The sequence below is a fragment of the Streptomyces sp. A0592 genome, from assembly GCF_004795115.1.
In the GTDB taxonomy this organism is placed as follows: Bacteria; Actinomycetota; Actinomycetes; order Streptomycetales; family Streptomycetaceae; genus Streptomyces; species Streptomyces erythrochromogenes.
In genome coordinates, this window is sequence record NZ_SSBM01000035.1 from 1 (window position 1) to 25,034 (window position 25,034).

At 73.7% G+C, this 25,034-nt stretch carries 20 protein-coding genes and 2 pseudogenes; 17 read left to right on the forward strand and 5 right to left on the reverse strand.

All coding sequences use genetic code 11. The features are described from left to right. Both E6U81_RS32195 and E6U81_RS32200 read left to right on the forward strand, forming a co-directional pair. Positions 1–118 (forward strand): hypothetical protein (locus tag E6U81_RS32195; protein WP_136233559.1); only part of this gene is annotated, 118 nt, incomplete at its 5' end. Positions 119–335: 217 nt separating this feature from the next. Beyond that, the gene (locus E6U81_RS32200) at positions 336–767 is read left to right on the forward strand and encodes a hypothetical protein (protein WP_136233560.1); all 432 of its coding nucleotides are present in this window, start codon (positions 336–338) and stop codon (positions 765–767) included. An 8-nt stretch (positions 768–775) separates the two neighbouring features. Here E6U81_RS32200 and E6U81_RS32205 read toward each other — a convergent pair whose 3' ends face one another. Next, positions 776–1,966 carry a transposase gene (locus E6U81_RS32205; protein WP_240804138.1) on the reverse strand — a complete coding sequence of 397 codons (1,191 nt, stop codon included), beginning with the start codon at positions 1,964–1,966 and terminating at the stop codon, positions 776–778. Between the two features lie 434 nt (positions 1,967–2,400). On the opposite strand from E6U81_RS32205, the pseudogene E6U81_RS32215 reads away from it, so the two are divergent. From E6U81_RS32215 to E6U81_RS41795, 5 genes and pseudogenes are all read left to right on the forward strand, one after another. Continuing rightward, positions 2,401–2,577: pseudogene (locus E6U81_RS32215) on the forward strand (UTP--glucose-1-phosphate uridylyltransferase); the annotation flags it as partial. 871 nt (positions 2,578–3,448) lie between these two features. Then, positions 3,449–3,676, forward strand: coding sequence for a hypothetical protein (locus E6U81_RS40605; RefSeq protein ID WP_206310069.1), 228 nt, complete (start codon positions 3,449–3,451; stop codon positions 3,674–3,676). Positions 3,677–3,692: 16 nt separating this feature from the next. Next, positions 3,693–5,113 (forward strand): annotated as a pseudogene (locus tag E6U81_RS32225) (MFS transporter). Between the two features lie 72 nt (positions 5,114–5,185). Continuing rightward, positions 5,186–5,854, forward strand: coding sequence for an alpha/beta hydrolase (locus E6U81_RS32230; RefSeq protein WP_206310070.1), 669 nt, complete (start codon positions 5,186–5,188; stop codon positions 5,852–5,854). Beyond that, positions 5,836–6,078, forward strand: coding sequence for an alpha/beta hydrolase fold domain-containing protein (locus E6U81_RS41795; RefSeq protein ID WP_206310071.1), 243 nt, complete (start codon positions 5,836–5,838; stop codon positions 6,076–6,078). The genes E6U81_RS32230 and E6U81_RS41795 overlap by 19 nt, the downstream gene beginning before the upstream one ends. A 79-nt stretch (positions 6,079–6,157) precedes the next feature. On the opposite strand, the gene E6U81_RS40615 is transcribed toward E6U81_RS41795, so the two are convergent. Beyond that, on the reverse strand, positions 6,158–6,364 hold the full coding sequence (locus E6U81_RS40615; protein WP_136233562.1) for a hypothetical protein: 207 nt from the start codon (positions 6,362–6,364) through the stop codon (positions 6,158–6,160). 291 nt (positions 6,365–6,655) lie between these two features. Between E6U81_RS40615 and E6U81_RS32240 the strand changes: the two genes are divergently transcribed. The 5 genes from E6U81_RS32240 to E6U81_RS32260 all read left to right on the forward strand — a co-directional run bounded on the left by E6U81_RS32240 (position 6,656) and on the right by E6U81_RS32260 (position 11,025). Then, on the forward strand, positions 6,656–7,621 hold the full coding sequence (locus E6U81_RS32240) for an MsnO8 family LLM class oxidoreductase (protein WP_136233563.1): 966 nt from the start codon (positions 6,656–6,658) through the stop codon (positions 7,619–7,621). A 133-nt stretch (positions 7,622–7,754) separates the two neighbouring features. Further along, on the forward strand, positions 7,755–8,492 hold the full coding sequence (locus E6U81_RS32245) for a tyrosine-protein phosphatase (RefSeq protein WP_136233564.1): 738 nt from the start codon (positions 7,755–7,757) through the stop codon (positions 8,490–8,492). A gap of 144 nt (positions 8,493–8,636) precedes the next feature. After that, positions 8,637–9,581 carry a hypothetical protein gene (locus E6U81_RS32250; protein WP_136233565.1) on the forward strand — a complete coding sequence of 315 codons (945 nt, stop codon included), beginning with the start codon at positions 8,637–8,639 and terminating at the stop codon, positions 9,579–9,581. Positions 9,582–9,599: 18 nt separating this feature from the next. Further along, positions 9,600–10,223, forward strand: coding sequence for a hypothetical protein (locus tag E6U81_RS32255; protein WP_136233566.1), 624 nt, complete (start codon positions 9,600–9,602; stop codon positions 10,221–10,223). Continuing rightward, positions 10,204–11,025, forward strand: a complete 822-nt coding sequence (locus E6U81_RS32260) for an inositol monophosphatase family protein (protein WP_136233567.1) — start codon at positions 10,204–10,206, stop codon at positions 11,023–11,025. The genes E6U81_RS32255 and E6U81_RS32260 overlap by 20 nt, the downstream gene beginning before the upstream one ends. Before the next feature lie 15 nt (positions 11,026–11,040). Here the strand turns inward: E6U81_RS32260 and E6U81_RS32265 are convergent, their stop codons facing one another. Next, positions 11,041–12,231, reverse strand: coding sequence for an SLC13 family permease (locus E6U81_RS32265; protein ID WP_240804139.1), 1,191 nt, complete (start codon positions 12,229–12,231; stop codon positions 11,041–11,043). 158 nt (positions 12,232–12,389) lie between these two features. On the opposite strand from E6U81_RS32265, the gene E6U81_RS32270 reads away from it, so the two are divergent. Then, positions 12,390–18,266 (forward strand): TIR domain-containing protein, encoded by a 5,877-nt coding sequence (locus tag E6U81_RS32270; RefSeq protein WP_136233568.1) that lies wholly within the window; start codon positions 12,390–12,392, stop codon positions 18,264–18,266. Between the two features lie 49 nt (positions 18,267–18,315). Here E6U81_RS32270 and E6U81_RS32275 read toward each other — a convergent pair whose 3' ends face one another. Beyond that, a complete protein-coding gene (locus E6U81_RS32275) occupies positions 18,316–18,909 on the reverse strand; it encodes an isochorismatase family protein (RefSeq protein WP_136233569.1) in 594 nt (197 codons plus the stop codon). Positions 18,910–19,080: 171 nt separating this feature from the next. Between E6U81_RS32275 and E6U81_RS32280 the strand changes: the two genes are divergently transcribed. The 3 genes from E6U81_RS32280 to E6U81_RS32290 all read left to right on the forward strand — a co-directional run bounded on the left by E6U81_RS32280 (position 19,081) and on the right by E6U81_RS32290 (position 23,158). Continuing rightward, positions 19,081–20,070, forward strand: coding sequence for a DJ-1/PfpI family protein (locus tag E6U81_RS32280; RefSeq protein ID WP_136233570.1), 990 nt, complete (start codon positions 19,081–19,083; stop codon positions 20,068–20,070). A 131-nt stretch (positions 20,071–20,201) separates the two neighbouring features. Further along, positions 20,202–21,785 carry an SDR family oxidoreductase gene (locus E6U81_RS32285; RefSeq protein ID WP_136233571.1) on the forward strand — a complete coding sequence of 528 codons (1,584 nt, stop codon included), beginning with the start codon at positions 20,202–20,204 and terminating at the stop codon, positions 21,783–21,785. Beyond that, positions 21,782–23,158: a deoxyribodipyrimidine photo-lyase gene (locus E6U81_RS32290; protein WP_136233572.1), complete on the forward strand. Its 1,377-nt coding sequence runs from the start codon at positions 21,782–21,784 to the stop codon at positions 23,156–23,158. The genes E6U81_RS32285 and E6U81_RS32290 overlap by 4 nt, the downstream gene beginning before the upstream one ends. Here E6U81_RS32290 and E6U81_RS32295 read toward each other — a convergent pair. Further along, positions 23,149–24,213, reverse strand: coding sequence for a MerR family transcriptional regulator (locus tag E6U81_RS32295; protein WP_136233573.1), 1,065 nt, complete (start codon positions 24,211–24,213; stop codon positions 23,149–23,151). The genes E6U81_RS32290 and E6U81_RS32295 overlap by 10 nt on opposite strands. A 149-nt stretch (positions 24,214–24,362) precedes the next feature. On the opposite strand from E6U81_RS32295, the gene E6U81_RS32300 reads away from it, so the two are divergent. Next, positions 24,363–24,983 (forward strand): sigma-70 family RNA polymerase sigma factor, encoded by a 621-nt coding sequence (locus E6U81_RS32300; protein WP_136233574.1) that lies wholly within the window; start codon positions 24,363–24,365, stop codon positions 24,981–24,983. Positions 24,984–25,034 lie beyond the last annotated feature (51 nt).

A 25,034-nucleotide genomic window follows, 5' to 3' on the forward strand; every position in this document is an offset into this window, starting at 1 on the left:
GTGGTTCAACGTGCGTGCGTCGAACACCGAGCCGCTGCTGCGCCTGAACGTCGAGGCCCGTGACGCGGACACCCTGGCCCGGGTCCGTGACGAGGCCCTCGCCCTCATCCGCGCCTGACCGTCCCGGGCCCGCGCTTGTCGGCGCGGGCCCGCACTTCCCGAGGCGCGGGGCGGGGCGGAGCCCGATGCCCGGCGCAGCCGGGATCCCCGTGCCAGGCCCGGCGGCGCAGTGCCCCGGCCGACGCACTGCGCCGATGATGCTTCAAGGGGATACTGGATCGAGTTGGGCGCCCTCCTGAACGCACCCCCGACGACGTGGCGCCCCGGAGGTTCCCATGCCCCGTCGAACGATCGCACGCCGACCTGCCCTCCTCGTCGCGGCCGGAGCCGCCCTCCTGCTCACAGCGGCTCCTCTGACGCCGGCCTCGGCGGCCGTCGGCGACATACAGGTGGTCCTGGGCGAGCCGGGCAAGGACGGGCCGCTCATGGGCTCCCCGATCAAGCTCGTCCGGAGCCCCGCGGACGGGCATTGCTACACGGTCAAGGAAGTCTTTCCCGACGCCCCGGACGGCAGCTACTTCCGGTCGGTCTCCAACCACACCAACGCGTCGGTGTTCGTCTACGAGGCCGACGCGTGCGCCGGCGCTCCGCGGGACCGCACGCCGATGGAGCCGGGCAAGGTGATCATCAACGTGCCCATCCACTCCTTCAAGGTCACCCCCTCTCCGGACCTGCCACTCACTACTCCGTCACCGCCGGCGGGGTAGGAAACGCCCTAAGCCCGCGAGAACAGGCCCTGGTAGGCGTACGCCGCGGACATCACCGTCATGTGGTGGTGCCAGCCGGGGAAGGAACGCCCCTCGAAGTCCAGCAGGCCGAAGTCGTCGGCCAGGACGCCGAGCGTGGCGGCCGCCCGGCCCGACCGTCGTACCAGGTGCAGCAGGTCGTCCATCCGGTGGTGGCTCATGTTGGTGAGCCATACCGCCCCGCCCGGCCGGGCCCCGGGCCTCGCCCCCGTCCCCGGCCACGCGGACGGTTCGCCGAACAGCCGGTACGTCTGGTGCGTGCCCGGGGTCGCCGGGTCCCCGCCCGGTACCCGGACCAGGGCCGAGCGGATGTGCTGCCGCGGCGGCCGCTGAGGGCGCGTGGCGGGGCCGGCGTACTGAGCGGCGGGACGGCTCGTGTTCCCCCGCCGGGCGAGGTCGCCGGCGGTGGCCGCGTGCACCGGCACCCGGGCCGGCTCTCCGCCGTGGGCCGGGCCGGTCGCGCGGACGGTGAGGGTCGGCGGGACGGAGACCAGGAAGTCGTGGCCGCGGCGGCCGAGCGTGCCGATCAGCGCGGCGGCGGTTCCCAGACGGCTGATGTCGGCGACCACGGGGGCGCGTACCGACGAGGTGCGGCCGGCGATCGAGTCGATGAGTTCGAGGACCAGTGACTCCGGCGTCCGGTGCGCGGCGTCGGGGGAGATGCGCGCCCGACGGCGCAGGGCCGGGTCCACCGACCAGCTCTCCGGAAGCACCAGCCGCCAGTCGACGGGCACGCTCATTCCGTCGAGGGAGAGAAAGAGTCCGAAGCCGAACTGGCAGTTGACGATGCGTCCGGCGACGGGGTCGAAGCGGCGGTGCACGCCGACCGAGTGCTCACCGCGCTTGGGGAAGCAGACCTGCCCGATCGTCCAGGCGTGCACCCGGTGGCGTTCCTCCACCCAGCGGAGCAGCTCGGCGCGGGCCGGATCCCAGTCCCAGGGGCTCGCGTTGATGAACTGCTGCAAGGACTGGGACGCGGTGGGTGACGCGGTCACGGACGCGGCGAGCCTGCGGACGGACTTCTTGCCCTGCGTGCTGAGCAGGCCCTGTAAATAGACCCGGGCCCATCTGCGCTGGTCGGCCCTCGGTAAGTGGCCGAAGAGGCGTTCGGTGAACTCGTCCAGGGCGGTGCCGCCGGCAGCCAGGGATCTGGTCCTCATGTGCGCCGTCATCTGTCGTCTCCCCTCCGGTGCGGACATCGGTGTGCGCCACGACAGCCAAGAGAATACAGAACGTTCGTTTTGTTCTCCAGCTGAAGTATGGCTTCTCCGGAGCGACTTGGGCACGTTGGGGGGGTACGGCGCCGCCTGCCCCTTCGCGGGCGGCGCGGGACGGCGGGGCATGGTCGCTTCTTCGTCGAGTAGCCGTTGTGCGCGGTCGGCGCCGGGGTGACGCTGGAGGTCGTCCCCGTGCCGGGCGCGGGGGTGAGTGAGGAACGAACCGGATGGCAGTGGTAGTGCAGTGGTGAAGCAAGAGCGCGGCGTGCGCACCCGTAATCATCTGATCTCGGTGGCCGCCGCCGAATTCGACCGCAATGGGTACGAGGGGACATCGCTTTCCCGGCTGATCAGATCGGCCGGGATTTCTACTGCTGCGCGCCGGACGCCCCGTGCACGGCGTGGTCTTCTCCGGCCGCCGCTACGACACGGGGGACCGTGCCGAGTGCCTGCGCGCGACGGTCCGGCTCGCCTGCGAGCGCGAGGACCTTGGCCCAGAGTTCCTCTCCTGGCTGCGGGAGTTCGTGCGCGCCGAAGAGCTCGCGCCGGTCTGATCCGCCGCCCGGTGGGCGACCGGGGAACTTCCGCGGTCACCCACCTGACCTGCCCCGACTCCGCCAACTTGCCGAAATCTCAAGAGGGTTCGGCTGATCCATAGGTTACCGAACGGTAATTACGTAATTTCTTCTCGGGGCCCGGCGAACCGTGCGGCGCCCCAGGCGGCGAGTACGAAGGGAGGTGAACCATGGACGACTCGAACGCAGGACACCCGGCGAAGCGGACCCCCCACGCCGCCGCCGAGGTACCGGTGGGCGCACTGCTCGCGGCGGATTCCCCCCGTGCCGTCCCCGTGGACGAGAGCCACGCGCAGGCCCTCGCGAACTCGGGCCGGACCTTGCCGCCGCTGCTCGTGCACCGCCCCACGATGCGGATCATCGACGGGACGCACCGCTTGCGGGCGGCCGTGCTGAAAGGCCGCGACACCGTCGGCGTGACGTACTTCGACGGCAGTGCCGAGGACGCGTTCGTCCTCTCGGTCGAGGCCAACATCAGCCACGGACTCCCGCTGACCCAGGCGGAACGGACGGGCGCGGCGTTGCGCATCCTGCGGTCCCACCCGGACTGGTCGGACCGAGGGATCGCGCAGCGGACCGGTCTGTCGCCGGCCGCCCCACCGCCTCCCTGCGGCAGATCGCACGGGAGGCGGGCATCGCGCCCTCGACCGTACGGGACGTACGCCGCCGGATCGGCGAGGGCGAGGACCCCGTACCGGCGGGGCAGCGCCGCTCCGGCAGCGCACCGTCCCCGCCGGCCCGGACGGCGGACCGGGGACGGGCCCGCGGGCAACCGCTGCCCACGCTGGTCACCGGCCTGTGCAAGGACCCCCTGCTCAGGCTCAGCGAGGCGGGCAGGCTGCTGCTGCGCATGCTCGACCTCCAGGTGAGCGGTCTGCGCCAGCGGGAGCGGATCGTCGCCGCGGTACCCCCGTACCGCGCCGAGACCGCTGCCGCCGCTGCCGCGCAGTGCGCCCGCGACTGGCAGGAACTGTCGGAGGAACTGGGCCGCCGCGCCTCGGCGGAGGCCCGTCCTGAGCGGTCCTCCACCCCCCATACCGGCCTTCCCTGCTGGAAGGCCCCGTTCATGTGTGTGTAGGAAAGGAAGTCTGGCGATGTCGGTTGTCGAGGGTGCGCGGGTTGATGCGGGTGCGGGGGAGGTGCCGGCCCGTTTGGATGGGCGCCTGAGGTTGGTGCTTGTGGTGCTGCTGGTGGCGCAGTTCATGCTGGCGGTGGATTTCTCGATTTTGAATGTGGCGTTGCCGGTGATCGGTGACGGGCTCGGTTTCTCGTTGTCGAATCTGCAGTGGATTGCGACGTCGTTCGCGTTGTGTGCTGCGGGTTTCACGTTGTTGTTCGGGCGGGTCGCGGACCTGTTCGGTCGTCGGCGGCTGTTCCTGGTGGGTCTGGCGGTGCTGGGTCTGTCGTCGCTGGCGGGTGGTCTGGCGACGTCGCCGGAGATGCTGATCGTGGCGCGTGTGTTCCAGGGTCTTGCGACGGCGGCGGTGACGCCGGCGGGTCTGTCCCTGCTCACTACGTCGTTCCCTGAAGGGCCGCTGCGTCAGAGGGCGTTGGGTCTGAACGGTGCTCTGATGTCGGCGGGGTTCACGACGGGGCGATCCTGGGTGGGGTGCTCACGGATCTGTTGTCGTGGCGGTGGGCGTTCTTCATCAACGTGCCGGTGGCTCTGGCGGTGTTGTTCATCGCTCCGACGGTGATCAAGGAGTCGCGTCCGGCGGTGCGTCCGAGGCTGGATGTGCCGGGTGCGACGGCCGTCACCCTGGGTCTGCTGGCTCTGATCTACGGGTTGACGCAGGCGGGTGAGCATGGTTGGGGTGCGCCGTCGGCGTTGGGCTGGCTGGCTGCGGGTGTGGCGCTGCTGGTCGCTTTCTATGCGATCGAGGCGAGGAGTTCGGCTCCGCTGGTTCCGGTGAGCGTGTTGAAGAAGAAGACGGTCGCGTGGGGGAACATTGCGGGTCTGATCGCGTTTCTGACGGAGACCAGTCTGGTGTTCCTGATGACGTTGTACCTGCAGGAGGTGTTGGACTTCTCGCCGCTGACGGCTGGTCTGTCGTTCGGTGTGCTGGGGATCGGGACGGTGATCGGTGGTTCGGTCGCTCCGCGGGTGATCGGTGCGGTGGGGACGCGGTCGACGCTGATCATCGGTGGTGTGCTGCAGGCGGTGGCGACGCTGAGTCTGGTGGCTTTGGGTGAGTCGCCGGCGTCGGCGTCGATGTGGCTGTTGCTGGTCGCGACGTTCGCGGGTGGTGTCGGCAACATGCTGGTGATCGTGGGGTTCATGGTGACCGCGACGACGGGTCTGCCGGATCACGAGCAGGGTATGGCGACGGGTCTGGCGACGATGACGCAGCAGATCGGTATCACGATGGGCACGCCGATCATGTCGGCGGTCGCCGCCGCGAGCACCGACATCCATGCGGGCGTCACCACCGCGGTCATCGTCAACACCGCCATCGTGGTGGTCGGGATCCTCACCACCGTCCTCTTCCTCCGCACCAAGCAGCCCGGCAACTAAGGCAACTCCGCCTTGTGACACACCTGCCGAGGCGGCGAACGTTGGCCCCAGGCACGGAGGGAAGGAACCCCGATGGCAACACCCACCCACTCGGCCGCCGCACAGAGCCGTGCCCAGGTCCGCTGGGAGCACGCGCGCATCCCCTCCCCGTCCGGCCCCGTCCCCGCCCGGGTGTACCGGCCGGCGGCGTCCGCACCGCAGGGCTGGCTGGTCTGGGCCCACGGCGGCAGCCGGCGCGCCGGGTCCGCCCGGGACTGGCACGGCCCCACCGCCGAACTCGCCCGGACCTCCGGCTTCGCCGTCGCCAGCGTCGACTACCGGCTCGTCCCCGAGGTGCGCCACCCGGCCATGGTCGAGGACGTACTGGCGGCGCTCGCCTGGGCCCGGGAGCAGGCTCGGGTACAGGCCGGGGAACGCGCCGGGGAACGCGCCGGGGAATCCTTGCCCGTCGCGGTCGGCGGAGACAGCGCGGGAGCCACCCTCGCCGCCTGTGCCGCCCTCGCCTGCCGCGACAGGGCCCTCCCGCTGGCCGCGCAGGTCCTCGTCTACCCGCCGCTGGATCCCGGCTGCGCGGCAGCCTCGTACCACCGCTTCCCCGACATGTTCCCCACCGCCTCCTGTCTGACGGCGGCCGGCAGGACTACCGGGACCCGGGCCGGCCCGCCGCCGCCGACGGCACCCTGCTCCACAGCACCCCCTTCGAGGCGGCCGACCTGCGCGGCGTGGCACGGGCCGTCCTGACCACCGGCGACCTCGACCCCGTCGCTGACGACGTACACCGCTACGCGCGCCTGCTGCACGCGGCCGGGGTGGAAGTCACCCTGCGGGAGTTCGGGCAGACCGGCCACGGGGCGTTCCTCCAGCCGAGCCGCGCCACGAGCGGCGGACCCGAGACGGCGACCCTGCGCGGCTGGCTGGGCGTGGCCCTGCGCCTGCTCACCTCACCGGCCGCCCCCGGCGCCTGAAGCACCCCTTCCACCCTCCTCCTTCAACTCATCCCACGTGGAGCCGACATGAGCCCCGACCAACAATCTCGACGCCCTTCTACGGCACTTCGCCGACCTCCGCGACGGCCACCACGGCGGCGCCGTCACCCGTCCCGACAAGGAGGAGCACTTCCGCACCGCCGCCCGGCTCCTCGACCCCTACGCCCGCCGGGCACTCGCCGAACTCAACGACAAACTCCTCCTCGGCCGGGGCGTGGTCGACGCCAGCGGCGTGCAACGCGCCGACGACGGCAGCCTCTTCCACGCCTGGACCCTCTGGTGGGACGAGCAGTCGACCGCCGACATCCCGCCGGTGACGCTCTACGCCCACTACGGCGCGGGCTTCCACCACCCCCACCTGCGCGGCGCCACGGTCTCCGAATGGCGCTCAACGTCTTCGACGAGGAGCAGGCCGCCGCCGAACTCCCCACGATGCGCGCCATCGCCGCCGCCGACCTGCACAACCTCGTCTTCGAACGGGACTTCAGGATCGTCCCGGCGACCGTGGCGGGCGCCACCGGCCTCCCCGCCCACCAGCACTGTAAGGCCGTCCGCCATGACGAAGCCGCGACTGTCCGTACTGGACCAGACGCCCGTCGGCGAGGACCACACCGCGGACCAGGCGCTGCGCGCCTCCGTGGACCTCGCCCGGGCCGCCGAGGACCTCGGGTACACCCGCTACTGGGCCGCCGAGCACCACGGTTCCCCGGGTTTCGCGAGCAGCGCCCCCGAGATCCTCGCGGGAGCCCTGCTCGCCCACACCTCGCGTATGCGGATCGGCACCGGCGGGGTACTGCTGCCCCGCTACGAACCGGCGAAGGTCGCCGAGGTCTTCGGGGTCCTCGCCTCACTCCACCCGGGCCGCGTCGACCTCGGCATCGGCCGGGCCGGCGGCCCCGCACGGGACTTCCCGCAGCGGCTCGCGGACCTGCGGACGCTGCTGGGCGCGGGCGGCGTCGTACCGCACCCGCCCGTCCCACCGCAGATGTGGCTCCTGGGCGCGGGGCGCGAGTCGGCGCGGCTGGCCGGCCTGCTGGGCACCGAGTTCGCCTTCGGGCACTTCTTCTCCCCGGTGGGCGGCGCCGAGGCGTTCGACGACTACCGCTCCCAGTTCCGCCGGGCCACCGGCCGGCCCGCCGGCGGCGCCCTCGCGGTACGCGTGGTCACGGCCGACAGCGCCGGCCGCGCCGAGGAGCTGGCCCAGAGCCTGCTGCTGTGGCGCGCCCGCAAGGACCTCGGCCGGGACGCGCCGCTGCCGTCGTACGAGACCACGCGCCGCCACCGCTGGACGGGCGCGGAGCTGGAGCGGGCCAGGGTGCACCGCACGGCCCTGGTCTCCGGGGCGCCCGAGCAGGTGCACGCCGTACTGGCGGGGCTCGCCGCCACCCACGGGGTGGACGAGTTGATCATCAACACCCTGACGGCCGACCCGTCCGACCGGCGGCGCTCCTACGAGCTGCTGGCCGAGGCCTTCGACCTCCCGGCGGACCGCCGGGAGGCAGCAGTGCCGGCGGCCCGCTAGAGCCCTCCGTGCCCCGCGGATCCTGCCGAGCCCGCGACGCCCCTCCCGGGGCGCCGCGGGCCGGGCCGGATGATCTACGGTGGGCCCGGGGCGCCGTCGGGAGCGGCATCGCCACGGACGAGGGGGAGCGTCGATGGACCGGCACGTCGCATTCGAGAACCTGCACAACTTCCGTGATCTGGGCGGCTACAGCGGCGCCGACGGCGCAACCGTCCGGTGGCGGACCCTGTACCGCGCCGACTCACTGGGCAAACTGCGCGGCGCCGACTGGGACCGCTTCCTGGAGCTGGGCATCGCCACCGTGATCGACCTGCGCTACCCGTGGGAGATGGCGGCCAAGGGCCGGGTGCCCGAGGCGGAGCGGTTCCGGTACGTCAACCTGAGCATCGAGCACCGGCCCTACGACCAGGCCGAGATCGACCCCGCGATCGACCCCTGGCGCTATCTCGCCGACCGGTTCGCGGAGGTCACCGAGGACGGCGCCGAGGAGATCCGGCAGGTCCTGGAGACGATCGCGGAAGCGCCCGGGCCGGTGGTCTTCCACTGCACTTCGGGCAAGGACCGGACCGGGCTGATCGCCGCGTTCGTCCTCACCCTGCTCGGTGTCCCCGAGGAGCAGGTCCTCGCCGACTTCGCGCTCACCGAGCTGGCCACCGAGCGCCTCGCCGCGGACTGGCGGGCCGCCAACCCGGACCGGGTCATGAAGTGGCCGAGCTACGGCCGTGCCCCCGCGGTGATCATGGAGCTGGTGCTGGCGGACCTCCGGGCCCGCCACGGCTCGGTGCACGGCTACCTCAAGGACCGGGTGGGCCTCTCGGACCGGACCGCGGAGCAGCTGCGCACCCGGCTGCTGACACCCGCCGACGCCTGACACCCCGCCGACGCCCGACACCCTCCGGCCGCGGGGTGTGAACCGGCGTGCGCGCGGGCGCCGTTCCGCGACGCGAAGTCGCTCTGGTGGCGCCGCCGGAGGATCCCTACCATCGACAGCAGGGGCGGGGGAGGGGATGCGTTCATGGCAGCACAGGTCGGGCGGCTGGAACGCTTCGTGGCCTGGATGCTGCGCAACGCCGACGTGGTGGTCGCCCTCTGCGTCGCCATGGCGGTCGGCTTCCTCGACATCTTCGGAGACGTCGTCAGCGACGACGTCTCCTCCGGTGCCACCCTCGTCGTCCTCGGCCTCCTCGCGACCGGCTCGATCGTGGAGCGGGTGCGCCGGCCCGCCAGCATCCACGAGGCGCTGAGCGGGACCCGCCAGGCCCTGGAGGACCTCGCCATGGTCCGCTCCCTCTCCGGCAACGAGGTCGGCGAGGCCCTGCGCAAGGCCAGGCAGCACACCAACCTCTGGTATTTCAAGGGAGGTACGGGCACCTACCTCAGGGCGGTCACCCTGCCGCTGTGCGTGGCCGCGGCCAAGGAGCAGCGCTCCCAGCTCAATGTGAAGATCGACATCGTCAACCCGGCCGACGAGCGCGCCTGCGCCGCCTACGCCCGGTTCCGGCAGATGTTCGGCGGGCAGCGCCGGGGCGACGACGTGTGGACCACCGACCGGGTCCGCCGGGAGTCGTACGCCACCGTCCTCGCCGCCTGCTGGTACCAGCGGCAGCTGACCACCCTCGAGATCAGCGTGCACCTCTCGTCCGCCGTGCCCACCCTGCGCTTCGACCTCTCCGAAACCTGCCTCGTCATCACCCAGGACGACCAGTCCCGGGTCAACCTGCTGGTGGAGCGCGGGCAACCGCTCTACGACTACTACGTCACCGAGTTGCACCAGAGCCGCGAGCAGGCCACCGTGCTCGATCTGCGGGTCGCGTCGCCCCTCGGCCAGGAACCCACCGTCGACGAAGTGCGGACGCTCTTCGACGACCTCGGGCTCTCGCTGCCGCGCGTGTTCACCGACAGCGACATCGGCAAGATCATCGAGAAGGCCCTGCACGCGGAGGACCCCTACAGGAGGTGAGGCGCTCCGGCGCGTGCCATGGACCACGAGCTCGAAAGGACCCTTGTCTCCCTGGAGGAGATCGCCTCCGGGGACCGTGAGCTGCGTGCGGTGCGCCATCCGCTCGGGTTCCTGTGCCTGCCGCTGCTGAGAGAAGGCCTGCGCGGAATCTGCGTGCACCTCTTCGAGGCCGACAACCGAGCCGAGCCCGACGCCTCTCCCCTGCACGCCCACAGCTGGGAACTGCACAGCCGTGTGCTGTACGGGCGGGTCGCCAACCTTCCCGTACGCACCACGGCGGTACGGGACGGCGAGGAGGGCGCGACCCACCGGGTGTTCGAGGTGCACAGCCACAGCGACGGCGTGGACGAGATCCGCCCCACGCCCCTGCTGGTACACAGCGAGCCCGGTCCCGCCCACATCAGCTCCGGCGGGGAGACGTACACACTGCCCGCGGGGGAGTTCCACGCCACTGCCCTGGAAGGCCCGGAACCGGCGGCCACCCTGGTGCACGGGCTGTCGGTCCCCGGCCGGCGCGACCTCTCGCTCGGACCGCTCGACGGCCGGCCGCGCCGCACGACCCGCCGGCTGTGCGACAAGGCGCAGACCGTACGCAGCGTCCACACCGTCCTCAGGAGGATCGATGCGCAGCAACGGGCCTGAATTCGACCGCGAGCGGCGGATCGCCGTCGCCGCGGCGGAGGAGGCGGGCGGCCTGCTGCGCAGGCGCTTCGGGGACGCGCACTGCCTGCGGACGAAGGACGAGTCGGGGGACGTCCAGGTCGACCTCGACCTCGCCGCCGAAAAGCTCGTACTGGGACGGATCCAGCGGCACTTCCCGGACGACCGGATCCTGTCCGAGGAGGCCGGACTGCTGGACGCGGCGGGCGAGCGCACCTGGCTGGTCGACCCGCTGGACGGCAGCAACAACGTCGCGATCGGCCTGCCCGCCTACGCCGTCGGCATCGGACTGTGCCTGGCCGGCGCACCGGTGCTGGGCGTGGTGCACGAGCCGGTCACCGGACAGACCTGGCACGCGGTCAGAGGGCACGGGGCCCACGGCAGCTCCGGAGTGCTGACGGGCCCCGTGCCCGGCCTGCCCCGCCCCGGTCCCGTCGTCGCCTGGACCCAGGGGTACGCCGTGCGGCGCGGTGACGCGACGGCGGTTGCCCTGCGCGGTGCGCTGGAGCTCCACTGCCGGCGGGTCCTCCAGCTGTGGGCGCCGCTGCTCGGCTGGAGCCTGCTGGCACGCGGCACCATCGACGCCTTCGTCGGCTACCGCGCCGAGGGAGTGGACCTGCCGACCGGGGCGCTGCTCGCCGCCGAGGCGGGGGTGGAACTGCGCACCCTGTCCGGGGCGCCCTTCACCCCCGGCTTCGCCGGGGACGACTCCCGGCGCAGCTTCGTCGCGGCGCGCGGCGAGACCCTGGCACACCTGCTGAGGGAGGTGGGCGCCGTAGCCTGAGGGGTTGCCGCCGCCTCAGGTGGTGGCGGCCAGGGCCAGCGTCGCCGCCAGGGTGCCGGCCACCGAGAGGACCAGCCCGGTACCGAGGAAGCGGCGCATCTCGATGCGGGTGCCGTGCCAGCGGCACCGTTCGAACCACAGCAGGGTGGCCAGCGAGGCCCACGGCGTGATGACCGGGCCGACGTTGACGCCGATGAGCTGCGCCAGCAGCTGGTGGTGGTTGGCCTCGGGGATGGCCGCCTCGCCCGCCAGGTAGGCCGGCAGGTTGTTGAGCACGTTGGAGAAGCCCGCACCGACCGCGGCCGACCTCAGCATTCCGACGAGGTCGTTGTCCGCACCCATCGCCGCGGCCAGGACGTCGTGCAGCCCGTGCGCGTTGACGGTCTCCACGACGAGGAACATGCCCGGCACCAGGACGAGCAGCCGCCACGGGATCAGGGACGGCCGCAGCGCCCCCCGGTCGCGGACCGCGAAGGCCGCCACCACGACCAGCGCGGCCGCCATCGACGCCGACCACAGCGGCACGTCCGCGAGGAGCAGCGCCACGAGGAACCCGCCGCACGCCACCGCGCACACCCGGAACAGGACCCGGTCCTTGGGGCGCGGCGGAGCCGGGGGCGCGTAGCTGACCGCGCCGCGCCGCCCCGGGCGCCAGTAGAAGCCCCACAGACAGGCCATCGTCACGGCGATGGCGGCCAGCTGCGGCGCCCACATGGTGGCGGCCATCTCCGACGGGGCCAGCGCCACCCGGTCCGCGGCGAGCAGGTTCGTCAGGTTCGACACGGGCAGCAGCAGGCTCGCCGTGTTGGCCAGCCACACCGTGGTCATCGCCAGCGGTACGGCCGCGATGCCCACCCGGGTCGCCAGCGCCAGCATCACCGGGGTCAGCAGGACCGCCGTCGTGTCCAGGTTCAGGGTGATCGTCGTGACGGAGGCGAACGCGACGCAGAGGAGGAAGAGCAGGGCGTAGTTGCCGCGGCCCACCCGCGCCACCCAGGTGGCGACCACGTCGAAGACCTCCGCCCTGCCGGTCAGCTCGGCGAGGACGATGACCGTCGCCAGGAAGACCACCAGCGGCCCGATGCGTCGCAGGACGTCCCCGGCGGGCTCGTGCGGGAGCAGACCGGTGGCGACGCAGAGCACACCGAGTGCGAGCAGCCCGCCGGCCAGCCAGTCCAGTGGATGCAGACGCCTGAGGGAAGACACGGCGAACAGAGTCGCACACACACGCGCCGGGGCGGCAGACGGTCCCGGCCGGAACCGGACACCCCCGCGCCGGGCCCAGTGAGCGGACCCTCACGCTCCGCGACCCGTCCTCGGTGGGAGGGGGTCGCGGCCGGAGCCCCCGCCCTACCATGGGATCCATGATGACGGACGGGCAATTCGGGGCGTCGGCACGGGAGTTCGACTTCTTCATCAGCTACTCGCCGGCGGACGAGAAATGGGCCGCGTGGATCGCCTGGACCCTGGAGGAAGCCGGCTACCGCACGGTGGTGCAGGCCTGGGACTTCGTACCGGGGACCAACTTCATAGACTTCATGGACCGCGGGGTCAGCGAGTCCGTCGCCGTGATCGCCGTCCTGTCGCGCCACTATGAACGCTCCACCTACGGGCGCATGGAATGGCAGGCCGCGCTCCGTGCCTCCCCCGAGTCACCCGAACGACGCCTCCTGACCGTCCGGGTGGACGAGATGCCGATCGAGGGACTCCTCGCCACGATCACCTACGTCGACCTGGTGGGCGTCGCCGACACCGACACCGCCCGCTCCCTGCTGCTCACCCGGGTCGAACAGGCCGTCGACGGGCACGCCCGCCCCGGCCGGCGGCCCGGCTACCCCGGCAGCGGCTCGGGCACCGCGGCGGGCACCGCATCGGGCGGCGGCCCGGGCGGTGTCCGCCTCCCCGAGCAGGCCCACCCGGGCCGGCTCCGGCCGAGCGCGCTCGCCGGACCCGGCTGGGCGGGCCGCCGCCGTCCGGCCCGGGCGCCCCTCTACCCGCAGGCCTCCCCGGCCGGTGCCGCCGGCAGCGGCCACGACGCCGTGACCGTCCTGCACCTGGCCGGGCCCGACTTCGGGCGGGGTCGCGAACCCGACTCGCTCAGCCGCCAGATCCGCGGCGACCTGATCATGCTCAGGGACGCGGGCGCCCCGTCCCCCGACCTGATGGTGGTCACCGGCGACCTCACCGCCTCCGGCAGCCCCCGCGAGTGCGACCAGGCCCTCAGCTTCCTCACCACCCTGCGCGCCCAGCTCGACCTGTCGCCCCAGCGCGTGATGGTCGTCCCCGGAGCACAGGACGTGAACCAGGCCGCCTCCCAGGCCTACTTCCACACCTGCGAGGCCGACGAGGTCGCACCGCAGCCGCCGTACTGGCCCAAGTGGCGCCACTACACACGCCTGTTCCGCGGCCTCTACCAGGGACTGGACACCGTCTTCGACAGCGACCAGCCCTGGACCCTCTTCCCGGTCCCCGAACTGAGCACGGTCGTCGCCGGATTCAACTCCTCCATCGCCTACAGCCACCGCCAGGAGGAGCAGTACGGCTTCATCGGCCGCGACCAGGCCGCCTGGTTCGCCGAGGCCATGCGCCGCTACGAGGACGAGGGCTGGCTGCGCATCGGCGCGCTGCGCCACCCGCTCACCGACGGCCGCCGCCCCGGCGACGCGGTCGGCGGCCCCGGCGGCCTGCGCGACGTCGACACCCTCGCCCGGCTCGCCGCCCCGCGGCTCCACCTGCTGCTGCACGGCCCGACCGGCGGCCCGCGCACCCTGTCCGCCACCCCCGGACACAGCCGGCTCACCGGACCCGCCGGCGGGCTGCCGCTCTTCGGCTCTGCGGCCCCCGCCCGCTTCCAACTGCTCCAGGTCACCGCGGACGCCGTCACCCGGTGGGACGACCGGATCACCTCCGAGGCCGAGCGGTTCCCCGGCGAGTGGCGGCACACCCGCCGGGTCTTCCCGGTCCCCGAACTGCCCCCCGTGATCAACGTCGAGCACGCCCAGGGCCGGGCACCCCTCGACGACCCCGCCGCCGCGCTCGCCGAGCGGGTCAAGGAGATCTGCCGGGTACGCAGGGCGGGCGTCCGGCTGCGCGACGTCCCGCGCCGCGAACCGGGTGACATGGTCCAGATCATGGCCACCTGGCAGGAGCCGGAGGACGACGTCGTCCAGCAGCAGCGCATCGCCGTCCACCCCGGGACGCCCACCGAGGAGGAGATCGACCGGTTCGTCGGCCAGGTGCACGCGACCGACTCCGGCTCCGAGGCCGTCCTCGTCCACGGCGGCGACGCACCGGCCGGCGGGCTGCGCCGCCGGGCGGCCGGCCACGGCGTGCGGGTCAGGGTGCGCAGCTTCATCGAGTTCCAGGGCCTGCTCGACCTGCGCGGCTACGTCGCCGCGCAGACGGCCCGGCTCGGCAGCAGCGAGCAGTACGCCCCCGGCCTGTACCTGCCCCAGCGCTACCGCGACGCGGACCGCCCCGACGGACAGGAGCACGACGGCCTCGTCGAGGAGCTCCTGGAACTCCTCGAATCCGACCACGGCCGCTTCGTCCTGCTCCTCGGCGACTTCGGACACGGCAAGACCTTCGCCCTGCGCGAGCTGGCCCGCCGCATCCCCGAACAGCTCCCGCACCTGACGCCGCTGCTGATCCCGCTCAACACCCTCGACCGGGCGCACAGCCTCGAAGGCCTCGTCGCCGCCCACCTCGCCAGCCACGAGGTCGACACCATCGACCTGCGGGCCCTGCGCTACATGCTCGCCCAGGGCCGCGTCGTCCTGCTCTTCGACGGCTTCGACGAACTGGTCCACCGGGTCAGCTACGACCGGGCCGCCGACCACCTCCAGGTCCTCCTCGACGCCGCCGTCGACAACGCCAAGATCGTCGTCAGCAGCCGCACCCAGCACTTCAAGTCGCACGCCCAGGTCCTCACCGCGCTCGGGGAGCGCGTCGGACTGCTGCCGCAGCGGCGCGTCCTGTCCGTCGAGGGCTTCACCCCGGCGCAGATCCGCTCCTACCTCGTACGCAGCTACGGCGACGAACGCGCCGCCGACCAGCGCTACCGGCTCCTGCACAACATCCCCGACCTCCTGATGCTCTGCCGCAACCCGCGCCTGCTCTCCTTCGTCGCGGACCTGAGCCAGGACCAGCTGCGCGCGGTCGCCGGCGCCGGCCGCGCCCTCAGCCCGGCCCGGCTGTACGAGGACGTCTTCACCTCCTGGCTCGCCTACGAGGAGGCGCGCGGCCAGGGCGGGCCCGGCGCCCCGCCCGGACTCACCGTCGACGAACTGTGGGCGGCCGTGACCGCGCTGGCCCGGCGGCTGTGGGAGAGCGGCCGCAGCGCCCTGCGCCTGGACGAGCTCACCGAGACCGTCGCCGCCACCCTCAGCGAGCTCACCCAGTCCCCGCTCACCCCGTCCGAACGGGCCCAGGCGGTCGGCGCGGGCAGCCTGCTGGTCCGCAGCTCCGACGGCGTCTTCCAGTTCATCCACGGCTCCGTCGTCGAATGGCTCGTGGCGCGCGAAGCCGCCCACCAGCTGGGCCGCGGCCGCCACACCCTGCTCGTCGCCCGCCCGCTCAGCCAGCTCGCCGTCGAGTTCTTCTGCGACCTCGCCGACCACGAGCTGTGCGCCCGGTGGGTGCGCGAGGTCCTCGACGCACCCGGCCGCGGGACCAGTGACGCCGCCCGTGCCAACGCCGTCCGCATCAGCGACCGGCTGCGGGTGCCGGCCAACGCCGACCTGCGGGGCGCCCGGCTGGCCGGCGAGGACCTCTCGCACCGGGACTTCTGCGGCGTCGACCTCTCCGACGCCGACCTCACCGACACCCGGCTGATCGGCGCCAACCTCGCCGGAGCCCTGCTGCGGGGCACCCGGCTGACCGGGGCCCGCCTCGACCGGGCCGACCTGAGCGGGGCCGACCTGACCGGCGCGAACCTCAGCCGGGCCCGCCTGACCCGGGCCGACCTGCGGGGTGCCGTGCTGACCGGCAGCCGCTGGCACCGTGCCGCACTCATCGACGTCCGCATGGACGACGCCGTACGGGCCGCCCCCGAACTGGGAACCGCCGCGATCGCCCCCGGGATGCCGGTGGACGCCGGATTCCGGCCCTCGGCGGTCGGGGTCCCATACGGCTTCGGCATGCGCACCGGCCGCCTGCCCGAACCCATCGCCTACAGCAGCGACGGCGAACTCCTCGCGGTCGGCAGCGAGGACGGGTCCATCCTCGTGTGCGGCGCCGACGACGGACGGGCGGTGCGCACCCTCCAGGGACACGAAGGGCGCGTCTACGCGGTGAAGTTCCGGCCGGACGTGATCGCCACCGGCGGGTCCGACGGCACCGTACGCCTCTGGGACCCGGTGACCGGCGCCTGCCGCCACACCCTGGAGATCCACCCCGACGGGGTGTGGCCGGTCTCCTTCGACGAGGCCGGCACGCTGCTCGCCACCGGCGACAGCGAAGGCATGGTCACGGTCTGGGACGTGGCCACCGGGCGGCCCGTGCACCGGCTGCCCGGCCACACCGCGCCCGTCTACACCGCCGTCCACAGCCGCGACGGTCATCTGCTCACCGGCGACGCGGCCGCGAAGGCACGTCTGTGGGACCTGAACACCGGCACGTGTGTACGGGAGATCGACGGGCACCAAGGAGCCGTCTACCGGGCCCGGTTCAGCCCCGACGGCACCCTCTTCGCCACCGCGGACCGGGGCACGGGAGGAGGGGGCGGCACCGTGCGGATCTGGCGGGCGTCCGACGCCCGGCTGCTGCACGAGTTCACCGGACACACCGGCCGCGTGTACGTCCTCGACTTCCACCCCGACGGCAACCTCCTCGCCAGCGGCTGCACCGACGGTCAGGTCCGGCTCTGGGACCCGGTCGTCGGCACCCCCGCCGGCGTCCTCGAACGGGGCACGGGCGCCGTCTACCAGGTGCTGTTCGGCGACGGCGGCGACCTCCTCGCAGCCTGCGACAGCAACGGGGCGGTCCGGCTCTGGACGGTCGCGGGGCGCCCCCACGGCTACACGATCGCCCTCCACCCCCAGCAGCCCGCCGACCACCGCGGCACCGCCTGGGCGTGCGCCTTCCGCCCCGGCGACAGCGAGCTGCTCACCGTTGGCAACGACGGCGGCGCGCAGATCTGGGACTCCGCCACCGGCCAGGGCAAGCGCATCCTGCGCGGGCACGGCCGCAGGATCAGCGGCGTCGCCTTCGGCGCGGACGGCTCCCAGCTGGCGACCGCCGGCAACGACGGCGTCGTACGCCTCTGGGACACGCGCACCGGGCAGCGTACGCAAGAGCTCCTCGGCCGCGGCGACCGGCTGGTCTCCGCGGCGTTCAGCCCCGTCGGACCCGTCCTGGCCACCGCCAGCAACGACGGCGACATGTACCTGTGGGACCCGGTGGGCGGCCAGTACCTGCGCGAGCTCGACGCCGAGACCGAGCACGTGTGGGCGGAGGCCTTCAACGCCGACGGCACCCTGCTCGCCACCGCCAACGACGACGACTCGGTCCGCGTCTGGTTCCGCGCGACCGGTTCACCCGTGTCGAACCTGGCCGGGCACCGGGGCCGGGTCCGCTCCATCGCCTTCCGCTCGGACGGCGACGTACTGGCCACCGGCTGCGACGACAGCGTCGTACGGGTGTGGGAGGCACGCAGCGGCCGCCTGCTGGAGGAGTTCGGCGGCGGCGCCGGCCACGCGGACCGGGTGTACGGCGTCGCGTACGGCCAGGGAAGCGCGTGGCTGGCGAGCGTGAGCTGGGACGGCAGCGCCATCGTCCGGCGGGACGGGCAGGAGCCCCTGCGCCTGCGCGGTCGAGGCGGACGGCTGTGGGCGGTGGCCGCCCACCCGCGCCGGCCGCTGCTGGCCGCGGCCGGCGACGACCGCGCGGTCGCCCTCTGGGACGCCGACACGGGCGAGCGGATCACCGACCTCGTGGGCCACACCGGACGGGTGCTCTCCCTGGCCTTCTCCCCGGACGGCGGCCTCCTGGCGAGCGGCGCCGAGGACGGCACCGTACGGCTCTGGAGCATCCCGGCGGACGGGGAACCGCCGTCCCTGCGCGCGACGCTGATGGGCGTGGCGGGCGGCTGGGCGGCGCTGACACCGGCCGGCGGCTACAAGTACGAGGGCGACGTGGCCGGGGAGTTCTGGCACGTGGTGGGCATGTCCCGGTTCACACCGGGGGAGCTCGACGAGTACCTGCCGGGCATCCACCGGCTACCGCTCGGCGAGGAACTCTGACGCGCCGGTCCGGCCGCGGTCGCCCGCGGCCGGACCCCGGCAGCTGCCCTCAGCCCAGGTCCGCGGCGGTGGGCACGACAACCCCGTAGAGGTCGGCGACGGTCGCGAGCGCGGCACGGTGGATCTGCTCGGCGGGCAGCTCGCCGCCCACCGAGCCCAGCGGCCTGGTGGCGCAGGCGTCGGCGACCACGGTCGGCCGGTTGCCGCGCAGGAACGCGCCCTGCGCCGTGAACGTCACGCACATGTGGGTCATGAACCCGGCGACGATCACGTTCTCGTGGCCGGCGGCGTCGAGGTGCTCACCCAGGTCCGTGCCGACGAAGGCGTCCGGCGCGGCCGTCTTGACGACGACGGCCTCACCCTCGGCGGGGGCGACCCGGGGGTGGATCCGCCCGATGTCCTGCCGCACGTCGTACAGGGTTCCCTCGCCGTCGTCGTGGATCACGTGGACCACTTTCGTACCGGCGGCGCGGGCCCGTGCCAACAGGTCGGCGGCGGCATCGAGGGCCGGCTCCCAGCCCGTCAGCTCCAGCACGCCGCGCGTGTAGGTGTTCTGGTAGTCGACCAGGATCAGCGTCGCCTCGGCCAGTGGGGCCGGCGTCCGGTCGAGGCCGTTGAGCTCACGCAGGGTGGTCGTGGGCATGGGAGAAGCCTCCTGGGGCGTCCAGTCGAAAGGTGGGGCGGCCACTCCGAGGAGGTGGCCGTACCCAGAACGCTATGAGCCCCCGGGTAATGTCTGCAATGTCATCCAACTTGCAGAAACAGACATACCGCGGGCGGTACCGGAGCCCCGGCCCACCGAACGGAGACCCCCGTGAACAGCGCCGGCCGGCTCGTCGTGGTCGTCCTCTTCGAGGGCGTGGACCTGCTGGACGTCACCGGCCCGCCGGAGGTCTTCGCCCTCCTGCGCCGCGAGGTCGGCGACGCCGCCGGCTACGAGGTCCTCCTGGCCGCCGAGACCGCGGACCCGGTCACCACCTCCGCCGGGGTCCGCATCCTGCCCGACACCACCTTCGCCGAGCTGGCCGGCCGGAGCGTCGACACCCTACTGGTCCCCGGCTCGGTCGAGATCGACGACGCGGGCCGCGCCCGCGCCGTCGCCGACCCCGCCGTCGTCGGCCGGGTCAAGGACCTCGCCGACCGGACCCGGCGCGTCGCGTCCGTCTGCGTCGGCGCCCACATCCTCGCCGAGGCCGGGCTGCTCGACGGCCGGCGCGCCACCACCCACTGGTCCACCGCGCAGCAGCTCGCCGCCGACCACCCGGCCGTCGAGGTCGACGCCGACCCGATCTTCATCCGCGACCGCGACGTATGGACCGGCGCGGGCATCAGCGCCTGCCTCGACCTGTCCCTCGCCCTCGTCGCCGACGACTTCGGCGAGGCCGTCGCCCTGCGCGTCGCCCGCCAGCTCGTGATGTACCTGAAGAGGCCGAGCGGGCAGAGCCAGTTCAGCGTCCCCCTCGCACCCCTGTCCACGACCCGGCGCACCGAGGACCTCCGCCACCACGTCACCCGCAACCTCGCGGGCCGGCTCTCCGTCGCCGACCTCGCCGCGTACGCCCACGTCAGCGAACGACAGCTCACCCGGATCTTCAAGACGGAACTGGGCACGACCCCGGCCGCCTACATCGAATCGGCGCGCGTCGAGGTGGCCCGCAACCAGCTCGAATCCACCGACGCCACCCTCGACCGGATCGCCTCCGCCTGCGGCTTCAACACGACGGACACCCTCATCCGGGCCTTCCGCCGCACCCTGGACACGACCCCGACCGAGTACCGCAACCGGTTCCGTTCCCCCGTATAGGCCGGGGGTGTCCCGGCCGCGTCGCCCGGACGGCGAGGGGGCCATCCGGCGGACGTCCTGCATCCGTCCCGCCCGCGACCGAGGAAGAGATCAGGGAACCACCCCGGTCGACGGCCGAACGGAGCACCTCCATGACCGACACACAAGGGCCCCCGGCCCACCCCCCCGGCTCGCTGTGCCTGGTCACCGGCGCCACCGGCTACATCGGCGGCCGGCTCGTCCCCGAGCTGATCAAGGCCGGACACCGCGTCCGGTGCCTCGCCCGCACCCCCGCGAAACTGCGCGACCACCCCTGGGCCGGCCAGGCGGAGATCGTCCGCGGCGACGTCACCGATGCCGCGTCGCTCGCCCCCGCCATGGAGGGCGTCGACGTCGCCTACTACCTCGTGCACGCCCTGGGCACCGGGCGCGACTTCGAGGAGACCGACCGCCGGGCCGCGCGCACCTTCGCCGAGCAGGCCCGCGCCGCCGGCGTGCGCCGCATCGTCTACCTGGGCGGACTCACCCCGAGCGGGGTCCCCGGCCACGCCCTCTCGCCCCACCTGCGCTCCCGCGCCGAGGTCGGGCGCATCCTCCTCGACTCCGGCGTCCCCACCACCGTGCTCCGCGCCGCCGTCATCATCGGATCCGGCTCGGCGTCCTTCGAGATGCTCCGCTACCTCACCGAGCGGCTGCCCGTGATGGTCACCCCGAGCTGGGTGCGCACCCGCATCCAGCCCATCGCCGTCCGCGACGTGCTGCGCTACCTGGTCGGCAGTGCGGGGATGCCCGACCACGTCAGCCGGGCCTTCGACATCGGCGGCCCCGAAGTCCTCACGTACCTCGACATGATGCGCCGCTACGCCGTCGTCGACGGACTGCCCAAACGCCTGATCTTCCCCGTCCCGGTCCTCACCCCGCGCCTGTCCAGCCACTGGGTCGGCCTGGTCACCCCCGTGCCCCGGTCCATCGCCCGGCCGCTCGCGGAATCCCTCAAGTACGAGGTCGTCTGCGACGAGCACGACATCGCCGACTGGGTGCCCGATCCGCCCGGCACCCCCATCTCCTTCGACACGGCGCTCTCGCTCGCCCTCCAGAAGGTCCGCGACGCCCAGGTCGTCACCCGCTGGTCCTCCGCCTCGCTGCCCGGCGCGCCCAGCGACCCGCTGCCCACCGACCCCGACTGGGCCGGCGGCAGCCTCTACTCCGACGTCCGCGAGCGCACCGTCGACGCCCCGCCCCAGGCGCTGTGGCGCGTCGTGGAGGGCATCGGCGGGGAGAACGGCTGGTACTCCTTCCCGCTCGCCTGGGCCGTCCGCGGCTGGCTCGACCGCCTCGTCGGCGGCGTCGGACTGCGCCGCGGCCGGCGCGACGCCACGCGCCTGCGGATCGGCGACTCCCTCGACTTCTGGCGGGTCGAGGAGATCGAACGGGGGCGGCTGCTCAGACTCCGCGCCGAGATGCGGCTCCCCGGCCTCGCCTGGCTGGAGATGTACGCCGAACACGACGACGAGGGGCGCACCCTCTACCGGCAGCGGGCGCTCTTCCACCCGCGCGGCCTGGCCGGCCACGCCTACTGGTGGAGCGTCTCGCCCTTCCACGCCCTCGTCTTCGGCGGCATGGCCCGCAACATCGCACGCACGGCAGAGGCGGCGGCGGAGGGGTCGCCCCCGCCGCCGCAGCCGACCGGGTCCGCCACCGCGGCCGGCGGCCCCGCCCCAGGAGCGCAAGCATGAACGTGTCGGTCGTCCTGTTCACCTCGGACCTGCGGGTCCACGACCACCCGCCGCTGCGCGCCGCGCTGGGGCCGCGCAACGAGACCGTTCCGCTCTTCGTGCGCGACCCGGCGGTGGACCACGCCGGTTTCGCGGCGCCGAACCGACTCGCCTTCCTCGCGGACTGCCTCGCCGACCTCGACCAGGGGCTGCGCCGGCGGGGCGGCCGGCTCGTCGTCCGCTCGGGCGACCCCGTCGCCGAAGTGTGCGCCGTCGTACGGGAGGCCGACGCCGACGAGGTGCACATGGCCGCCGGGTGCAGCGGCTTCGCCCTGCGGCGCGAGCAGCGGCTGCGCCGGGCCCTGGAGGCCGACGGCCGGCGCCTGTACGTCCACGACGGGGTCGTCACCGCCCTGCCGGCCGGCGCCGTGACACCGAGCGGCTCCGACCACTTCGCCGTGTTCACCCCGTACTTCAGACGCTGGTCCGGCGAGCGGCTGCGCCAGCCCCTCGGGGCCCCGCGCGTGGTCCGGGTCCCGCCCGGCATCCGGTCCGAGGGCCTCCCCGCACGGCCGGCCGCCGGAACCGTCTCGGCGGGCCTGGCCACCGGCGGCGAGGAGGAAGGGCGCAAGCGGCTCGCGTACTGGCTCGACCGGCACGCCGACGCCTACGAGGAAGGACACGACGACCTCGCCGCCGACACCACCTCACGGCTCTCCCCCTACTTCCACTTCGGCGCGCTCTCGGCGGCCGAGGCCGTGCACCGCGCCCGCGCCCGGGGCGGAGCAGGCGCCGAGGCCTTCGTACGGCAGCTCTGCTGGCGGGACTTCCACCACCAGCTCCTCGCCGCCCGCCCCGCGGTCGCCGACGCCGACTACCGCACCCGGTCCGACCACTGGCGCCGCGGCCGGGAGGCCGAGGCGGACCTGACGGCATGGCGGGAGGGCCGCACCGGCTATCCCGTCGTCGACGCGGCCATGCGCCAACTCGCCCACGAGGGATGGATGCCCGGGCGCGGCCGACTGCTCACCGCCTCGTTCCTGACCAAGACGCTGTACATCGACTGGCGCGCCGGAGCAGCCCACTTCCTCGACCTGCTGGTCGACGGGGACGTCGCCAACAACCAGCTCAACTGGCAGTGGATGGCAGGTACCGGCACCGACAGCCGCCCCAACCGGGTCCTCAACCCGGTGATCCAGGCCAAGCGGTACGACCCGGAGGGCGCCTACGTACGCCGGTGGGTGCCCGAACTCGCCGCACTGCGGGGCCCGGAGATCCACGAGCCGTGGAAGCTGGCCGGCTCCGAACGCACCCGGTTCGACGGCTATCCCGATCCGCTGATCGCACTCCCCGAGGGACTGGCCCGCTTCCGCAGGGCCCGCGGTCAGGAATGATCCACGGCGGCGGGCCGTCCCGTATCCGCACCCGAACCCGCCGCCGTGTCGCAGAGCCCCCGCAGCAGGGTCAGGGCCTCCCGCAGCCCGCGGGGCCGCAGCGTGCCCGGGGCGAGGGGCTGACCCGCCCAGCCCGGGCCCGCCGGCAGCACGGCCGGCCGGGCGCGGGCGCCCTTGACGCCCCATGCGACCTCGGCGATGTGCCGGGCCAGTGGGGGGTTCGCGGTGGACCGGGCCTGGGACCACAGCACGACCGCGGCCGGTCCGGTCCGGCGTACGGCCTGGTCGAGGGCCTCCGGCGGCACGGCCGCCCCGAACATGAGCGCGGGCAGTCCGAGCCCGGCCAGCCCCGCGGCCAGCGCCTCCAGCGCGAGGGTGTGCTGCTCGCCCGGAACACAGGCGAGCAGGACCGGGGGCACGCCCGTCCTCGCCCCGGAGGCCGGGGGCCCGGCGGCGCGGCGCAGGGCGCTCGACACGTGCCAGGACAGCAGGTGTTCGACCTCGACGTACCGGTCGCCCGAGGTCTCCCACTTGCGGCCCACGGCGTGCAGGGTCGGCGCCATCACCTCCTCCCAGGCGGTGACCAGGCCGTACTGGGCGATCACCGAGCCCAGCAGCTCGTCCACGGCCCAGGCGTCGAGGCGTACCGCGGCCCGCCCCAGCCCGCGGCACTCCTGCCGTACGGCGCCCAGCGGCAGGCCGTTGCCCGAACCGGGCCGGCGGGCCGGCCGGGGGAGGGGCTCCGGGGCGGCGGGCGCAGCGAACGGCGCGGCGGGAGCGGCCGGCGCAGGGGGAGCCGCGGGAGCGGCCGCAGCGGATGCCGGGCCGGCGAGGGCGGCCCGCGCGGCCTCCGCGGGCGGGATCCCCGACGAGGTCAGCCGGCACATCTCGTGCAGGACGGCGATGTCCCCGGCGGTCCACCGCCGGTGCCGGCCGTCCTCGCGGGCGGCCGGGCCGATGCCGTAGCGCCGGTCCCAGGTGCGCAGGGTCGTGGGGGCGACCCCCAGCCGGCGGGCCACCGCCCCCGTGGTCAGGCCGTGTGCGGTCTGCGTCATGCATCCATGATGCGACGCACAAACGATGCGAGTGGTGCCGAGGCGCGCACGGGCCGGAATCTGGAGGGGCTCCCGCCCCGGCACACCACGGGGCGGGGCACCCGTCCGCCGACCGGCCGGTTCGGGTCCCGGCCCGAGGAGCAGCCGCCATGACCGCCCTGAGCGCCACCGCCCAGCCGTCCCCCGAGACCGGGGACCGCCTCCTCGACCACGAGGTCGCCGAGGGCTTCGTGCGCGGCGACGAGCAGTGCCTGACCGCCGCGTACCGACGCTGGGGCGGCCTCGTCCACGCCCTGGCGGCCCGCACCCTCGGGGATCCCCGGGAGGCCGAGGACGTCAGCCAGCAGGTCTTCCTGGCCGCGTGGCGCGGCCGGGCCGGCTACCGGCCGGAGCGCGGCGCCTTCCCGGGCTGGCTCGTCGGCATCACCCGGCGGAAGATCGCCGACGCACTCACGGAGCGCACCCGGCGCCTCGACCTGGTCACCGCGGCCGGCGCCGCACTGCCCCCGCCGGACGAGCCCGTGCAGGGCCCCGAAGCCGTCCTGGACCGGCTGATCGTCACCGGCGAGCTGGCGCGACTTCCCCGCCCGCAGCGGGAGGTGCTGGCCATGGCCTTCTACGGGGATCTCACCCAGACCCAGATCGCCGAGCGCACCGGCATGCCGCTCGGCACGGTCAAGAGCCACACCCGGCGCGGCCTGCACCGGATGCGCCACCGCTTCGCCGCCGCGGCCCCCGCCACCGACCCGGCCGGGGCGGGGTACGCGTGAGCCGTGCCGGGGGTGCGAAAATGGCGGTGAGGCGTACGGCGGAGGGAGCAG

What these genes read in the sequence shown, in the direction of transcription:
- E6U81_RS32270 (WP_136233568.1), top strand. Translation starts at nt 12,390, where the DNA reads ATGATGACGGACGGGCAATTCGGGGCGTCGGCACGGGAGTTCGACTTC.
- E6U81_RS32205 (WP_240804138.1), bottom strand. Translation starts at nt 1,966, where the DNA reads ATGAGGACCAGATCCCTGGCTGCCGGCGGCACCGCCCTGGACGAGTTC.
- E6U81_RS40605 (WP_206310069.1), top strand. Translation starts at nt 3,449, where the DNA reads ATGCTCGACCTCCAGGTGAGCGGTCTGCGCCAGCGGGAGCGGATCGTC.
- E6U81_RS32260 (WP_136233567.1), top strand. Translation starts at nt 10,204, where the DNA reads ATGCGCAGCAACGGGCCTGAATTCGACCGCGAGCGGCGGATCGCCGTC.
- E6U81_RS32250 (WP_136233565.1), top strand. Translation starts at nt 8,637, where the DNA reads ATGGCAGCACAGGTCGGGCGGCTGGAACGCTTCGTGGCCTGGATGCTG.
- E6U81_RS32230 (WP_206310070.1), top strand. Translation starts at nt 5,186, where the DNA reads ATGGCAACACCCACCCACTCGGCCGCCGCACAGAGCCGTGCCCAGGTC.
- E6U81_RS32300 (WP_136233574.1), top strand. Translation starts at nt 24,363, where the DNA reads ATGACCGCCCTGAGCGCCACCGCCCAGCCGTCCCCCGAGACCGGGGAC.
- E6U81_RS32255 (WP_136233566.1), top strand. Translation starts at nt 9,600, where the DNA reads ATGGACCACGAGCTCGAAAGGACCCTTGTCTCCCTGGAGGAGATCGCC.
- E6U81_RS32245 (WP_136233564.1), top strand. Translation starts at nt 7,755, where the DNA reads ATGGACCGGCACGTCGCATTCGAGAACCTGCACAACTTCCGTGATCTG.
- E6U81_RS32295 (WP_136233573.1), bottom strand. Translation starts at nt 24,213, where the DNA reads ATGACGCAGACCGCACACGGCCTGACCACGGGGGCGGTGGCCCGCCGG.
- E6U81_RS32285 (WP_136233571.1), top strand. Translation starts at nt 20,202, where the DNA reads ATGACCGACACACAAGGGCCCCCGGCCCACCCCCCCGGCTCGCTGTGC.
- E6U81_RS32200 (WP_136233560.1), top strand. Translation starts at nt 336, where the DNA reads ATGCCCCGTCGAACGATCGCACGCCGACCTGCCCTCCTCGTCGCGGCC.
- E6U81_RS32290 (WP_136233572.1), top strand. Translation starts at nt 21,782, where the DNA reads ATGAACGTGTCGGTCGTCCTGTTCACCTCGGACCTGCGGGTCCACGAC.
- E6U81_RS32275 (WP_136233569.1), bottom strand. Translation starts at nt 18,909, where the DNA reads ATGCCCACGACCACCCTGCGTGAGCTCAACGGCCTCGACCGGACGCCG.
- E6U81_RS32240 (WP_136233563.1), top strand. Translation starts at nt 6,656, where the DNA reads ATGACGAAGCCGCGACTGTCCGTACTGGACCAGACGCCCGTCGGCGAG.